Genomic DNA, 15,596 nt, shown 5'->3' with positions numbered 1-15,596 from the left:
CTAATCTTAAGAACGATTAGCTCGTTTATTTTACGTCTTACTTCTCTAAATAATACCGAATGATATTGAATAAAGTGATGATTGAAATCATACCTGTTATACTACCAATAATCGTATTCATGTTTTTTAACATATAATCTGCTTTGCTTTCTATCCTCTGGAAGAATTTAATGTAAAAATAAAAGACAAGGCAAGATCCGAACACCACGCCGCTTACAAAAATAAAAATAGACGTTATGTCAAACGCAAAAAGATCATATGAAGACAAAGTAATGCTGACAAAAACATAATAGGGAATGGGGAAAAAATTAAGAGCTGACAGCAACATACCCAGAAAAAACCGTTTCTTTTGGCTTCTCTTTTTAATTTTGGTTTTCTTAATCTTTGGCGCTTTCGCCAGGACTAAAAAATAGACCGTCAACGCTCCAAATATACCAAATCCCACTTCTCGCAATAAGATAATTATATCAGGGCGAATGTTTATGACTTGAGCAAATAAAATAGCTAGGTAAGCTTGAAAAAAAATAATAATAACTGCTCCCAACACAAACCAAAACGCATTTCTCTGTCCTTCTTTGAGATTCACTTTAGCTGCTGTCATATTAATTAGCCCTGGAGGAATAATCCCTATGACTGCAGTAACGAAGCCTAAAAAATAAGGTATAATTAAATTCATTTAGTTTGGTTCAAAGGTGTAATATTGGCTAGCTATTCCAATTGCAAGTGTACTATTATTCTTTAATTTTAAATCGAATATACGTAATTGCTTTGTTAACCTCCAAATATTGTTTTTCGTAAAAAGTCTGAAAAGCAGTCACTTCCTCTGGACTTCCTTCGTTTACGTACACATTGTGATTAGCATACAGCACTTCATGTCCTTCACCGTGAAGCAAACCTAATGTATATCCATGCATGAATTCACTATCTGTTTTCAGGTTAACAACACCATCTTTTTTTAATACTTTTTTATACAACTGCAAGAACTCTGAATTAGTCATGCGGTGCTTGGTTCTCTTATATTTTATTTGTGGATCTGGAAAGGTGATCCATATTTCATCGACTTCATTTTCAGCAAAAACATGATTGATCAACTCGATTTGAGTTCGAATGAAAGCCACATTATGCAATCCTTCATCAACTGCTGTTTTAGCACCACGCCAAAAACGCGCTCCTTTGATGTCGATTCCCACAAAGTTTTTATTAGGGTATTTTTGCGCTAATCCTACGGAGTACTCCCCTTTTCCACAGCCTAATTCTAATACTATTGGATTGTCATTTTTGAAGAAATCAGAATTCCATTTTCCTTTTAAAGGAAATAAATCTCCAACTACTTCTTCTCTTGTTGGCTGAAAAACGTTACCGAATGTTTCGTTTTCTCCGAATCTCTTTAATTTATTTTTGCTTCCCACGATTTTTAAAATATTTCGGCAAAATTAAGGAAATATATAAGACCGAAGGGTATGGCAGTGAATTATTTAATTTGTGTGCCTATTTTAGGAATAAAAACTTCTCGATCCCTTTTCTACCTAGCCTGCTTTTATTTGAAAAACATGCATTTTTAGTAAAAAAAATCAAAGTGACAGTTGTTAACTACAATAACAATTTGCGTAAGCAGCTCGATTTATTTAAAGGTAATATGACAAAAACCCTTGTGAAGAATCGAGAAGTCAAACTTATTCCATAAAACATTTAATTATACACCTTAGTCCGCGCACTCAATTGGAAAAAGGGTTTCGTCGTGTTGTGACAAATCCAGTCCCATCACCTCTGATTCCTCAGAAACACGCATCGGAATAATTTTATTGGTGATTTTAAACAAAATATAAGCTCCAAAGAAAGTATAGATTGAGACCAAAACTAATGCAGTTATGTGATGGCCAAAGACATTCCAACCTCCATGAAGCAAACTTGCGTGCTCACCGTGGGCAAAAATTGCTGTAAGAACCATTCCTGTGATTCCACCTACGCCGTGACAGGCAAAAACATCTAAGGTATCATCAATCCCTTTCAAGAACCTAGCATTTACAACCATATTTGAAACTAGGGCGGCAACAAAACCAAAAAACATACTTTCCGGAACGGTAACATAGCCAGCAGCTGGCGTTATGGAAACCAATCCCACTACAGCGCCAATACAAGCACCCAATGCCGAAACTTTTCTACCGTTGATGCGATCAAAGAAAATCCACGTCAACATTGCAGCGGCGGAAGCCGTTGTGGTCGTTGCAAAAGCCATCGCCGCAACTCCATTAGCCTCTAGCGATGAACCAGCATTAAAGCCAATCTAACCGAACCAAAGCATTCCTGTTCCCAATAAAACAAAAGGGATATTCGTAGGGACATGCTTACTATTTTTTCTTTTTCCCAAAACAATAACACCAGCCAAAGCCGCAAATCCGGCACTCATATGAACCACTGTCCCTCCGGCAAAATCCTTAACTCCAAAGTAAGCGCCTAAAATTCCAGTAGGATACCAAACGGCGTGGCATAACGGCGCATATATACACAAAGTGAACAAACAGATAAATAACAAATACGAAATAAATCGAACACGTTCAGCAAAAGAACCTGTAATGATTGCAGGCGCAATAACAGCAAATTTCATCTGGAACAAAGCATACAGCATAAAGGGAACAGTAGTAGCCATTTTATTATGAGGCAAAACACCCACATAATCCATAAATGCAAAACTTGTAGGATCACCTACAAAACTACAAAAACCATTTCCGATATTAATTCCTAAAGGCTCACCAAAAGCCAAACTAAAGCCTACTACTACCCACAATAAGGTTACTACTCCTAAGCAAATAAAACTTTGCAGCATGGTAGAAATCACATTCTTCTTCCCTACCATTCCTCCATAAAAAAAAGACAATCCCGGCGTCATGATTAAAACCAAACAACACGAAGTAAGCATCCAAGCAACATCAGCAGGAACGATCTGATCCAGAGTGCCAAATTGAGAAAGAATAGCATTGTTTTCTGTTACTGCTGGCCATAAAACTCCAGTGATACAAACCATACTTATAATTACAAAGGAAATTACCCAGCGTTTTTCAGTTTTCATTTTAATTTATTTAACCCTTATTTTCAAGGGGACAAAGTTAAAAAAATAATGATTTTATAGCTTACATCGACACAAAACAGGGGGGATTTGAATAATTATAACAGAATCCGTAATTTTGAAGCCTGTTTGCTATCAGAATAGGATTTAACCTTAGCTATTATAGTTGTCTATTGAGAAATACATGGTTATGAATTCTGCCAGGCAAATAAAAAACAGCCTATCGTTCCCCTTTTTGTAAGTTTAACAGAAACGCATCTTCTATAGCCGCTTTAACCTTAACCACTTCCCCCACATTATCATTAGGAACGGCTATCGACAAAACATAATGCTTAATTTTCCACTCTTGGCCTATTTTAACCAAAACCCCTGAACCTCTGCAAATTTTCATCTGGGTACTTAACAGTTCATCAAACCAAGCCGTATTTCCAGTTTTATCAAAATAAATATGGCGCTCCAATGGGATAAAACTCCAGGCCTTACCTTTGTCAAAATAGGGTTTTGCGTAGGCTTGAAATTCAGCTTTACTCCAATTCTCTGTCGCATCAGTACCAATAAAAACCGCATCTTCTGTCATAAAATTAAAATAGATGTCGGATTTTGCGTCCGCTGCGGCTTTGTGCCAAGCGTCAAGCGTAGCATTGATCATTTCTTTGTCCTTGTGTTGATCAAACTTAGCAGTTGTAAAAGCAGCACATAATAAATAGCATAACGAGAGAAGAACTACATTTTTCATATTTATATTATTATTTATTTTCATAGATGACTGATTGTCTTTTGTTTTTCACAAAACAAACTTTATCTTGTACTTAAAAGCTATCCTTTAAACGCAAAAGAAAATTTCTTCCGTAAAACTTAAGATCATAAAGGTAAATATAGCCATTTCAGCCCAATCACAAACTGGGATATTGCAGGCTATTTTAACGTATTTTTGTTGTACCTAAAAATATTAATCATCAAACCCAAATTATGAGAAAGTTAATTGTACCTACTGCAATGATTGTCGCCCTCTTTATATTTACACTAGTTTCCTGCAAAAAAAATCAAGCTACAGTCGCTGTTGCTGTTGAAGAAGACATAACAACTCCTTTTGACAGCAGCTTGGTAAAAACTTTTTTCAATGAACACCCTAAACTACAAGAGTATCAAGGGGATGTTGAGCAATTGTATCGAAAACACCAATACCACTATGTTTGGTATGATAAAAATGGAATCAATGAATTTGGCAACGTACTCTACAACAAGATCAATTCCTTAAAAGAGGAAGGGATTGAGAATGTCGCTCCCTATGCAGACAAACTCGACCGAGTTTACAATGGAATCAATACTGTTGAAAAACGAAACATTAATACCGAACTCCTTCATTCAGCTTTGTACTTTTATTATACAGAAACCGTTTACCATGGTTTAGATGTTAAGAAATCGAACGAAATGGAATGGTATCTGCCACGAAAAAAACAATCCTACGTCAACTATCTAGATTCTCTCTTGGTCGACCCTTCGTTAATTCACAAGGAAGAGAAAGGACTGTTGAGTCAATATTTTCTACTTAAAGATGTGCTACTAAAATACCGCCAAATGGAAAAGAAAGGCGGATGGAAATACATTGACCTTGATTCAAGATTCAAGTCTTTTACTATTGGCGACAGCTCCACAACCATTACACAAATCAGAGAACGTTTATACATTTCCGGAGATATTGCCACCGACTCTAAAAGTGCGATTTATGATAATGAATTAGCCACCGGAATTTTAAAATACAACAAACGCAGTGGAAATGCCGCTAGCAAAGTAATTAGACCAAAACTCATCGAAGATTTAAATATACCCGTTGCACAGCGCATAAAAACACTTATAGTCAATATGGAACGCTGTCGATGGGTTTCAAATGACATTACAAAAGCCAAAGAATTAATTGCCATAAATATCCCCGCTTATGAATTAACGTATTTTAGAAATGGAAAACCGGAACTGCGATCTGATGTTGTAGTAGGCAAAGCCATGAACAAAACGGTGATATTTAGCACCCCGATGAAATACATCGTATTCAGTCCATATTGGAATATTCCGGAGAGTATCTTAAAGAAAGAGATCCTTCCAGGCATAGAAAAAAATCGAAACTATCTGGAGGAGCACGACATGGAATGGCATAAAGAATATGTACGACAAAGACCTGGACCCAAAAATTCCTTGGGGTTGATAAAGTTCCTCTTCCCTAATTCGAATGCTATCTATTTACACGATACTCCTGCCAAAAGCCTCTTTAACAGAGAAGACAGAGCTTTTAGTCATGGATGCATCCGAGTGGCAAAACCAATTGAGCTAGCAGTCCACATCTTGCAAAACGATAAAAAGTGGAATCAGGAAAAGATTGAAGAAGCCATGAACAAGGGAGAAGAATCTTGGTACACCCTTCACAATAAAATTCCAGTTTACATTGGTTATTTCACGGCTTGGGTAGATACCGAAGGGACCATTCATTTTTATGAAGACGTTTACGATAGAGACGAAGCCTTGGCAACCTTGCTATATATAAAATAGCTTTTATAGACTCAAAACCCAGCCTCCACAACATCATATAATTCCATGAAAAAATGACACTTTCCTAACTTAAGAAAAGTGTCATTTTTATATTTATTTGCAACTCCAAAAGGATTGGTGTTTAATGTTCCTTTTGTTTTTCAAAAGAAGTTGACAGTATTTTTTTCATCTTGTCTAATGCACCGTGAAATGCTTTCTCTGTTGAGTCAGCATAATCAGTCACCACTAGAGGTTGCATTTTTGTTGGACGTGCTTCTATAACGCATTTTTTATCATTAATTCCGGACTTATCGCCATTTTCATCGGCAAAATAAACTTCAATGCGGGTAATTTTATCATCAAAACGTGAAAGTGCTTTTTCTAATTCTCCAGAAAAATACGTTTCTTGTCTTTCGCTTCCTTCTACATTTTTGTCGGTGTTAATTTGTATCTTCATATTATTATCAATTTATAGTTGTCTTCCAAATCTAACCTTAATATCACAAAAAAACGAAGCCATTAGTAAAAATTTATGATAGTAACGGAAATCACATATCTACTGGCAAGTTATCCCTGTAATATGACGCAAGCTTGTTTATAACTGATTTCTATTTGCTTTTGAACTTTGCAACGCAGACCACCAAATTGCCTTTACTTTTGATATTTGATAGATTTTGCTCTTTCCGCCTCCACTTTCGTTCCGATAGACTAAATTAGACCTGAGAAGTACTGTACCGCTAATTGAATGGGAATTATTACCTAAAAAACCGATATTTTTTATAACTTTAGTAAAAGTTTTTATGATGAAAAACTTTCTTTCGTTTATTGCAGTATTCTTATTTGGCATTTTTATTGCCTCAGCCGACCGTAATAGGACAACAACTGTTTCGGACAGTGCTTCGCAGTGGTCAGAAACAGCTATGAACATCTCTCCCAAAGAATCCATACTTGACATTGACCTTAGCGAGATCGATCTTTTTTTTCAAAAATACCCCAAATTAAAAAATTACAAGTTAGAGGTAATTACCTTATATCAAAATCACAATTACAATACGATTTGGTTTGACAGCAAAGGACTTATCGAATTTGCTAGTTTATTGTACGCCAAAGTAAGCCAACTCAAGAATGAAGGTCTGAACTTTAACTTAGCGTACCAGGATAAAATTGCTGCCATTTTCAATAAAGGATCCACCGCTGACCTATCCCCTATGGATACGGAGATAATGTTATCGACAATGTATATATTTTACGCTAAAAAAGTATTTCACGGCATAGACAGCGAGAAGTTTAAGGAAACGGATTGGTTTCTACCAAGGAAAAACGTTTCGTATACAAACTTGCTAGATTCCCTATTAACCGTTCCCAAACTTTTGGACAAAAATGAAAAACAGCTTTTTGGGCAATATTACAAACTACGGAATGCCTTGAGAAAATACCGCGAGATAGAAAAGAGCGGTGATTGGCCACTTATTGAAACCAATCCTTTAGTACCCATCCACCATCTGCGTGACAGTTCAAAAATCATAGGTCAAATCAGACATCGCCTTTATGTATTGGAAGATCTAAAAGAGGACTCTCAGAGCAATGTTTTCGATCAGGAACTAATGGAAGGAGTGCTCAAGTTTAACAGAAGGAATGGCTATCAGGCACATCAATATATTGGCCCACGCCAAATTAACAGGATGAATATTCCAATTACCAGTTACATCAAAACCATAATAGTAAACATGGAACGTTGCCGATGGATTCCGCCAGCACTGGCAAAAGAGGACGAATTTATCATCGTAAACGTGCCCTCCTTTAAGCTTATTTATTTTAAAAATGGGCAGAGAGCGCTAGAGTCCAAGGTGTTTGTGGGAATCAACATGATGGAAACAGTCATTTTTAGTTCTAATATCAGTCGGATCATATTCAGTCCCTATTGGAATGTCCCTCGAAGTATCATAGAAAATGAAATAAAACCAGCAATGAAAAAAGATCCAGACTATCTGGAGAAAAAAAACATGGAATGGAACAATGGTAATGTCCGACAAAAACCGGGTGACCAGAATGCTTTAGGATTAGTAAAGTTTGTTTTTCCCAACACCTATGATATTTATCTGCATGACACGCCTTATAAGACAAATTTCGAGGTTGAAATTCCCATGTTCAGTCACGGCTGCATCAATATGCAAAAAGCAAAAGAATTGGCACTATTAATTTTAAAGGACAATCCCAATTGGCCGTCAGAAAAGATAAGCAAGACCATGAATGGCGGCAAGGAAACTACCTATGTGCTGAAGAACAAAATACCAATTCATATTGGTTATTTCACGGCTTGGGTCAATGATGCTGATGAAATTAATTTTTATTTCGACATATACTACAAAGACAACAGCCTAGCCGACCTCCTTTTTTATGACGATTACAAATAAAGCAAAGAACATTCTAGATAGAAAAATATTTCAAACGGTAGGCTTAATCATTTATCTGACGGTGTACGAAATTCGGTTGACCCAATTTGCTATATAATTATTGGTTAATCTGTTTTTTCCAAATCGTCTACTTCAATTCATGCAATTGAACCGAAAAAGAGTACCACTCGTCTACTTTATATGTAGCGATACTACTTGTAGTTGATTTTTTATTACATTTAATGACCTAAAGGCTAAAGGTTATGAAACTCAAGCTCTCCACTTTCGCAATTCTATTTTTAGTATTGAACTCACTTCTAATTTTTTGTGCAACGAGTAATTTCGATTCAGGAGAAAAATCATCTGCTGACTTGATAGAGAAAAACTTGAACACTCAAACAACCATTTCTTTGATAAAAGACACAAAAAAAGCAGAGAAGCCAGCTCTTGCACTAGAACGCATTATACATGAAAAATCAGCCGAAGCCGTAAAAGCGATTATAGCAGTCCCCCCTCAAAAATGATTTCACTGAGAATTCTGACGAACAAAAAACCGAATATTTCTACAGTCCTTTTATCGACAGTATATCGACAAGACGGCTCGGAATTTCAACGCAGCTTTCGGATAAAATTAGTCCTATTATCAGTTATTCTCAATAAATAAACTGCTTTCACTACAATTTCAAATAGCTCAAAACCCACTGCTTTCCGCTAGCTATTTTTTTTTGACACAAAATTTAATTCGGAGATTGCTAAAACCAATTTATGGGCTCAAAACTTCATTTTCCCCATCCTATTTTCGTATCTTTATACCTGACTATCAAATAGTAAAGACATGAAACGTCTCCTTATATCATTCCTGTTTTCTATTGCCTACTTTTTGTTTCTGCTTTTACCACTTACCACAAAAGCCAGTAACGGAAAAACTATGGCACTCAATCTAGCGATGCTCTATCAAAGGGTTCCTTCATTTCCTGACGTCCCTTTTGACAGCACTTTGATAGCTCCCTTTTTTAAAAAATACCCCAAACTAAACTACTTAAAACCTGAAGTGGTGGCGCTGTATCAAAAACACGAATACCACTACCTCTGGTACGACAGCACAGGCAGGAATGAGTTTGCAGATTTACTGTATGACAAAATTAACAATTTGGATCAGGAAGGCTTGCAAATTAAGGTTCCGTACCAAGAAAAAATACACACCATTTTTCTAGACCCAGAAAACGAGGAAAAGCCAGAGGTCGAGGTAGAACTACTGATGTCTTCGCTCTACTTCTTCTATGCAGATCGAGTTTTAAAGGGAATTGACCTCAATAAATCCAAAGAATTAGGTTGGTATTTGCCTCGAAAAAAACAATCTTACGTTAACCGCTTAGACTCTTTACTGCAAGATCCTAGTCTCATCAACAAACCAGACAAGGACCTGCTGGGACAGTATTACCAGTTGAAAGCGGCCCTGCAAGACTATCGAAACATTGAGAAAAAAGGAGGCTGGAGCACTATCGTGTTGCCTACGAAAATAAAATCGCTTAAACCCAGTGATACCGCAACCGCAATTCTGCAAATCAGAAACCGCCTTTACCTAAGCGGTGATCTGAAAAACGACTCCAAAAAAAACAACTACGACAGTGAACTGTTATCCGGTGTTTTAAAATATAAGGAACGAAATGCCTTTTCGGCTGATCCCGAATTGCTGCCCAAACACATTAAGGATATGAACGTTACTGTACAGCAACGCATCAAAACTTTGATGGTCAATATGGAGCGCTGTAGATGGCTTTCACCGAGTTTGACCAAAAACGAACGGCATATTGTGGTCAATATTCCTTCGTTTACACTCACTTTTTTTAAGGATGGTAAACCTGTTTTGACTTCCAAAGTAGTTGTAGGAAAATCTATGAATAAAACGGTGGTTTTTAGTGGTCAGATGAGTCAGATTATCTTCAGCCCCTATTGGAATGTACCCCCAAGTATATTAAGGAAAGAGATTTTACCCGCCATTGCTAAAAACTCCAACTATCTCTCCATACACGACATGGAATGGGTAGGCAATCGTGTACGGCAGCGACCCGGTGAGCAAAACGCTTTAGGGAAGGTGAAGTTTGTCTTCCCTAATTCCCACATTATTTATATGCACGACACGCCATCTAAGAGCCTGTTCAACGAGGAGCAAAGGGCTTTCAGCCACGGATGCATACGTTTGGAAAAACCAAGGGATTTGGCCATTATGGTCTTGGAAGGCGATAAAAACTGGCCTGTAGAAAAAATCGATGCCGCTATGAATCGAGAAGTGGAAAAAACATATAACCTAAAAACTAAAATTCCGGTTTACATTGGCTACTTCACTTCTTGGGTAGATCCCCAGGGCGAAGTACATTTTTATGACGATATTTATGGACATGACGCCAGATTACTGGAAACATTGCTGACGGATTGATTTTAATGCTATTGACGATTGACTTCTTGCTTTGTCTTGATTACAACGAAAAATTGGAAAACAATAACAAAAAAAAACCACTCTCCTAAAATGACATTTAAAAAGCAGAGCCAACCTATAACAGCTCCATTTATAGTCTAATTTTTTATTTATTTGGGTTTGCTACCAGCTTCACTTTTACTTTATCGTCTTTGCCATCTGTAGCTAACAAATGCAAAACAATTCCTCTGTATCTTTTGTCTTCTCGTTCTGCTTTATTCTTTATATCGCCATCATTTTTAGAATTCCGGAGTGGAACCGTAATATTTAAATTAGTCCCTTTTCCAAAGGAATAAATGCCAAATACATCAAAATTAATCACATTAGAACTAATTTTCAATTCATTAATAGCCACTTTTTCGCCCTTGATTTGAAAGTCTCCCTTCAAATCACTAAAAGTAATGTTGTTTAAATCTCTAAAAGGAACAAGAAGCTGCCAACCTTTTCTTATAGGTTCAAAATCAACTAAAGCTCCTTTATTAATATTGAATTTCACAACTCCGGCTATCGTTTCTTTTAGCAATTCTCCTTCAGGATTTAACATTCCGTTTACCGAGGCTTGGGCAATAAGTTTACCTTTAAGACTTTCTGAAGAAAAGGATCGAATGCCAAAATTATCAAACGAATTTAAAAAATCCGAAATATCAACGCCATTAACTTTTGCATTGGCACTAATAGAATAAGACTCTTTTTGTGGTGTCATTATTCCATCAAAAGAAATATTTCCTCCTGAACTTTTTACCCAGCCTTTTTCAAGTATCAATTTGTTGTTTATGATCTGAATTCTGGCTTTTGCCTCTGTGGCAACTAATTTAGCATATCCTATTTTATCTACTTTGAGATCTAATACTACCTGACTTTTATCAAAAGCATCATGAAGATTGTCAGAAAAACTACTAGTTGCCCTTGATTTTTTCTTTTTCGCTATTTGATTGGTCGTTAAAACTCCCAAAAACTGTTTGGCATTCAAATAGGGAGAATAAATTTTCCAATTAATAAGCATTTTCTCTGGGTCATTATAATACAGGTTGAGGAAGTTTTCGATTTTAAATTCCATAAACACTGAGTTTAAGCGATCTTTAAAACTAATTTTTTGCACTAAGAGTGCTTCTTCGGTAAAATAAAGTTCAACAGCAGTATTGTCAAAAGTCAAGTTTTTAGGAACATAGGTTAGTGATGCATTTTTTACAAAAACATTCCCCACAAATTGTGGTTTTACTAGCTTATAATTGGCCACGTCTACCGCAAAATCAAGATTTACTTTGGCATTCCCTTTTTTAAAACGCATGAATTCATCATTAGTAATTTCGTTTAATCTGGCAACATCAAAGTCTGATTTTAATTTTCCGGTTGCTATTGGTTTCTCAAAATCAACAATTTTAGCTTGTGCAATCGTAAAAGGGATAGTAGCATATGCGCCTGAGAAATGAGAAAAAACAATAGCCGAATTAGCATCATTATTTCCCTTTCCTTCTACATAATTATTAGTGAATTTACCATCAAAATTACAATTGGTTATGGTTCCGTCTGGAATTTGTAATTTATTGCCCCGAACCTCAGCAGTCACTACAATTTCAGGATCGCCAGCAGCATTTAAATCCCCTTTCAAAGTACAATGTGCTTTAATTGGTTCATCAATATTAAACAAGTCCAGTTTTGAACTGATATTATTAGCCAGTAACTTTGAGGCATTACGCCATAAAATGTTAGTTTTTATATCAATCGCAAAAGGAGACTGCGTTTTTCCTAAATCAAAATGTCCAGAGATATCAAAAGCATCTTCTCCTATTTTTAGTTTGTCCAAAAACACATCTATCGTTTTTTGTTTTTTCGAATAATCAGCGACTGCTATTCCTGTGACTTTTTTGTCTTTGATGAAAGTTCCCCTATTCACATTAAAAGCCATACTTTTAGCCAAAACATCTAGTTCAATCACTGCTTTTATATGATCGTCATTAAATTTTACTTTGCTTTTTAAGTTCGGAACCTCAAAATGAAACAACTTGTGCCCTTGTTGGTTTTCAGATATAAAACTCACGTCATTTAATACCAACTGGTCGATAATGGTGTTTATCGGTTTGTCTGACTTTGACTCTTTTGGTTTGTCTCGAAAAATATTAGAATTCGATTGTCCGTTTTTGGCTTTAAACAAATAAACGCTTGCTTTATTAACCACTACTTCCTGAATTTGCTTTTCACTTTTGAATAATTTAAACACATTCAGCCGAAGTTCGATTTCCTCAGCATTTAATAAAGTATGTTTATGTGTTGCCCAGAGACTGTCCTTTATCACTACGTTTTTTAGCGATAAAGTAACATTAGGAAAACCTGCAAAAAACTTATAGTTGAGATCTCCTATTTCTAAGGTCCCATTTATATTTTCACTTATCTGAGTGCTTATTTGAGACAGAATTTTGGCTTTATTTGCTTTTACATAAAAAGCCAAACCACCTGATATCAGAAGTATAAATGCAATAAATAGCAAAATAAACCGGCCTTTTTTTTTGATAATTCTCGGGGAAGGTTTTCTTTTTACAACACTTTTTATCTTATTTAAAGACTCTTGCATATCTATTCTTTGTGTTTTGAAATACTAAAGTAGGAAGAAATGTTTAGTTTTTTAATAAATTCATGACAAAACGATATTCTGATGGTTTGAAAATAGTATTCATACTGACACCAGATGACGAAGAAAGTGCAATAAGTCGTTATAAAAAAACGCCACTTTTTAGAATGGCGTTTTGAATACTATAAATCTTTATTTCACAAATGCCCTAGCCCTGATGGCAGCGGCATACTCTTGTGGCGGGGTTCGCCACAAGAGATATAGCTAACAGCAGGAAGTAGCTGCCGAAATAAATCCTTAAAACTATTTTGGCAATGCTTTAAATCCCATATTGTACAAGGTGAATGCTTGAATATCTACGTTTTCTTGGATCGTGGCCGAAACTGATTTTCCTGCTCCGTGACCCGCTTTGACATCAATGCGAATTAATGTAGGATTGTTTCCAGTTTGTTTTTCTTGTAGTTCAGAAGCAAATTTAAAACTATGTGCTGGCACTACTCTGTCATCGTGATCGCCTGTCGTGACCATAGTAGCCGGATAATGAGTTCCCGCTTTGACGTTGTGTACCGGAGAATAGCCTTTGATGTATTCAAACATTTCTTTGCTGTCTTGTGCTGTTCCATAATCATAAGCCCAGCCCGCACCTGCGGTAAAGGTATGGTACCGCAACATGTCCATCACGCCCACGGCGGGTAAAGCGACTTTCATCAACTCCGGACGTTGCGTCATCGTTGCGCCTACAAGCAAACCTCCATTTGAACCGCCACGAACGGCAAGAAAATCAGAAGAGGTATATTTTTGCGCAATTAGATATTCCGCCGCAGCGATAAAATCGTCAAACACATTTTGTTTTTGCATTTTGGTTCCCGCATCATGCCATTTTTTACCATATTCTCCGCCTCCGCGTAAATTAGGTACAGCAAATACTCCTCCATTTTCCATCCAAACCGCATTAGATATGCTGAAACTTGGTGTCAAACTCACATTAAATCCCCCATAAGCATAGAGCATTGTGGGATTCTTACCGTTGAGTTTCAATCCTTTTTTGTAGGTGATAATCATCGGGATTTTAGTTCCGTCTTTGGACGTATAAAAAACCTGTTTGGATTCGTATTCGTCGCTTTTGAAATCCACTTTTGGCTTTTCATACACTGCTGATTTCCCTGATTTTGGTTCCAACGAATAAATTGTTCCGGGCGTGGTATAATTAGTAAAGGAGTAATACACTATTTTGTCCTTTTTCTTTCCGCCAAAACCGCCCGCTGTTCCTATTGCTGGCAATTCAATGTCGCGAATCAGTTTACCCGAGTAGTCGTATTGCTTTACTGCCGAAACAGCATCAATCATATAATTAGCAAAAATAAATCCGCTGCTGGTTGACGGAAACAAGACATTCTCCGTTTCAGGAATGAAATCTTTCCAGTTTTCGGCTTTTGGATTGCTGACGTCAACGGTTACAATGCGTTTATTGGGCGCATTTAAATCAGTCACTATAAATAGCTTACTTCCTTCATTGTCCATCACATAATTGTCACTATTGAAATTATCTACAACGGTAACTATAGAACTTTCAGGTTTGCTAAGGTCTTTTATAAACAATTCGTTTCCATAAGTCGAAGTCGAAGCTGTGATGATTAGATACTTATCGTCCTCTGTTACGCTTCCACCAACATATCTTCTTTTTTGGTCTGCACCAAAGATCACTTGATCCTCTTTCTGGGAAGTTCCCAGTTTGTGGAAATACAATTTATGTTGGTCCGTTTTGGCTGACAATTCGCTCCCTTTTGGTTTCTCGTAACTAGAGTAATAGAAACCTTCGTTTCCTCTCCAAGACAAACCACTAAATTTCACGTCTATTATTGTGTCTTCCAAAACTCTTTTAGTCAAAGCGTCCATCAGGATTACTTTTCTCCAGTCGCTTCCGCCTTCAGAGATGGCATAAGCCACTTTAGAACCGTCTTTGGAGAAATCCAATCCGCCAAGGGAAGTGGTTCCGTCTTTAGAAAATGTATTTGGATCTAAGAACACTTCTTCTTTTCCTTCAGCGTCTTTTCTATAGACGACAGCCTGGTTTTGAAGTCCGTTATTTTTTGAATAATAAGTGTATTTACCTTCTTGTGATGGCGCTCCTATTTTTTCATAATTCCACAGTTTCTCTAGACGATTTTTTAGCGCATCGCGAAAAGGAATCTGCTCTAAATAACCATAAGTCACTTTGTTTTGGGCCGCTACCCAAGCTGCTGTTTCATCAGAGCGATCGTCTTCCAGCCAACGGTATGGATCACTGACTTTAGTACCAAAATATACATCAACCGTTTCTCCTTTCTTGGTTTCAGGGTATTTTAGTGGGTTTGTATTTTGTCCAAAAGATGCTATTGTAGGGATTACCGCCATTATCAGAATTAGTTTTTTCATTAAAAAAAAGTATTGGTTAGAACAAAAATAAGGAATTTGATTGTCTAGATCACGAAAGAAGACACTTAAAGATAATGAGTCTTGAAAAGTTGTTTTTTGTTACATTGTTTGTTTAAAAGTGTCATACAAAAGTTCCCAAAGATACACGGAGAACATTAAATC

General features: G+C 36.6%; 10 protein-coding genes and 1 pseudogene. 4 read left to right on the top strand and 7 right to left on the bottom strand.

Going from position 1 to position 15,596, the window contains the following annotated elements; translation table 11 throughout:
• Positions 1-37 precede the first annotated feature (37 nt).
• The 4 genes and pseudogenes from HJ01_RS04480 to HJ01_RS04465 all read right to left on the bottom strand — a co-directional run bounded on the left by HJ01_RS04480 (position 38) and on the right by HJ01_RS04465 (position 3,800).
• Positions 38-676 (bottom strand): LysE family transporter, encoded by a 639-nt coding sequence (locus HJ01_RS04480; protein ID WP_007137120.1) that lies wholly within the window; start codon positions 674-676, stop codon positions 38-40.
• Positions 677-731: 55 nt separating this feature from the next.
• Positions 732-1,409: a tRNA (guanosine(46)-N7)-methyltransferase TrmB gene (gene trmB / locus HJ01_RS04475; RefSeq protein ID WP_007137119.1), complete on the bottom strand. Its 678-nt coding sequence runs from the start codon at positions 1,407-1,409 to the stop codon at positions 732-734.
• A gap of 293 nt (positions 1,410-1,702) precedes the next feature.
• Positions 1,703-3,067 (bottom strand): annotated as a pseudogene (locus HJ01_RS04470) (ammonium transporter).
• A gap of 217 nt (positions 3,068-3,284) precedes the next feature.
• Complete coding sequence (locus HJ01_RS04465) at positions 3,285-3,800, bottom strand: nuclear transport factor 2 family protein (protein ID WP_040473698.1); 516 nt, start codon at positions 3,798-3,800, stop codon at positions 3,285-3,287.
• A gap of 233 nt (positions 3,801-4,033) precedes the next feature.
• Here HJ01_RS04465 and HJ01_RS04460 point away from each other — a divergent pair, with 233 nt between their 5' ends.
• Entirely contained in the window at positions 4,034-5,605 is a 1,572-nt protein-coding gene (locus HJ01_RS04460) for a murein L,D-transpeptidase (protein ID WP_007137115.1), read from the top strand.
• Positions 5,606-5,726: 121 nt separating this feature from the next.
• Here the strand turns inward: HJ01_RS04460 and HJ01_RS04455 are convergent, their stop codons facing one another.
• Positions 5,727-6,041, bottom strand: coding sequence for an HPF/RaiA family ribosome-associated protein (locus HJ01_RS04455; RefSeq protein ID WP_007137114.1), 315 nt, complete (start codon positions 6,039-6,041; stop codon positions 5,727-5,729).
• 343 nt (positions 6,042-6,384) lie between these two features.
• On the opposite strand from HJ01_RS04455, the gene HJ01_RS04450 reads away from it, so the two are divergent.
• From HJ01_RS04450 to HJ01_RS04440, 3 genes are all read left to right on the top strand, one after another.
• Positions 6,385-7,998 (top strand): murein L,D-transpeptidase, encoded by a 1,614-nt coding sequence (locus tag HJ01_RS04450; RefSeq protein WP_238531067.1) that lies wholly within the window; start codon positions 6,385-6,387, stop codon positions 7,996-7,998.
• Between the two features lie 242 nt (positions 7,999-8,240).
• The gene (locus tag HJ01_RS04445; protein WP_040473696.1) at positions 8,241-8,501 is read left to right on the top strand and encodes a hypothetical protein; all 261 of its coding nucleotides are present in this window, start codon (positions 8,241-8,243) and stop codon (positions 8,499-8,501) included.
• A 311-nt stretch (positions 8,502-8,812) separates the two neighbouring features.
• Entirely contained in the window at positions 8,813-10,414 is a 1,602-nt protein-coding gene (locus tag HJ01_RS04440) for a murein L,D-transpeptidase (RefSeq protein WP_007137110.1), read from the top strand.
• A gap of 145 nt (positions 10,415-10,559) precedes the next feature.
• Here HJ01_RS04440 and HJ01_RS04435 read toward each other — a convergent pair whose 3' ends face one another.
• Together HJ01_RS04435 and HJ01_RS04430 are read right to left on the bottom strand one after the other, a co-directional pair.
• Entirely contained in the window at positions 10,560-13,022 is a 2,463-nt protein-coding gene (locus HJ01_RS04435; RefSeq protein ID WP_007137109.1) for an AsmA-like C-terminal region-containing protein, read from the bottom strand.
• Positions 13,023-13,322: 300 nt separating this feature from the next.
• Entirely contained in the window at positions 13,323-15,413 is a 2,091-nt protein-coding gene (locus HJ01_RS04430; RefSeq protein ID WP_007137107.1) for a prolyl oligopeptidase family serine peptidase, read from the bottom strand.
• Between the last annotated feature and the right edge of the window lie 183 nt (positions 15,414-15,596).

Origin of the sequence: Flavobacterium frigoris PS1, from assembly GCF_000252125.1 — a bacterium.
GTDB lineage: Bacteria > Bacteroidota > Bacteroidia > Flavobacteriales > Flavobacteriaceae > Flavobacterium > Flavobacterium frigoris_A.
Note: the sequence above shows the minus strand (reverse complement) of the source record. Positions and strands in the feature narration are given on the sequence as shown.

What these genes read in the sequence shown, in the direction of transcription:
- HJ01_RS04460 (WP_007137115.1), top strand. Translation starts at nt 4,034, where the DNA reads ATGAGAAAGTTAATTGTACCTACTGCAATGATTGTCGCCCTCTTTATA.
- HJ01_RS04430 (WP_007137107.1), bottom strand. Translation starts at nt 15,413, where the DNA reads ATGGCGGTAATCCCTACAATAGCATCTTTTGGACAAAATACAAACCCA.
- HJ01_RS04480 (WP_007137120.1), bottom strand. Translation starts at nt 676, where the DNA reads ATGAATTTAATTATACCTTATTTTTTAGGCTTCGTTACTGCAGTCATA.
- HJ01_RS04445 (WP_040473696.1), top strand. Translation starts at nt 8,241, where the DNA reads ATGAAACTCAAGCTCTCCACTTTCGCAATTCTATTTTTAGTATTGAAC.
- HJ01_RS04450 (WP_238531067.1), top strand. Translation starts at nt 6,385, where the DNA reads ATGATGAAAAACTTTCTTTCGTTTATTGCAGTATTCTTATTTGGCATT.
- HJ01_RS04440 (WP_007137110.1), top strand. Translation starts at nt 8,813, where the DNA reads ATGAAACGTCTCCTTATATCATTCCTGTTTTCTATTGCCTACTTTTTG.
- HJ01_RS04455 (WP_007137114.1), bottom strand. Translation starts at nt 6,041, where the DNA reads ATGAAGATACAAATTAACACCGACAAAAATGTAGAAGGAAGCGAAAGA.
- HJ01_RS04465 (WP_040473698.1), bottom strand. Translation starts at nt 3,800, where the DNA reads ATGAAAAATGTAGTTCTTCTCTCGTTATGCTATTTATTATGTGCTGCT.
- HJ01_RS04435 (WP_007137109.1), bottom strand. Translation starts at nt 13,022, where the DNA reads ATGCAAGAGTCTTTAAATAAGATAAAAAGTGTTGTAAAAAGAAAACCT.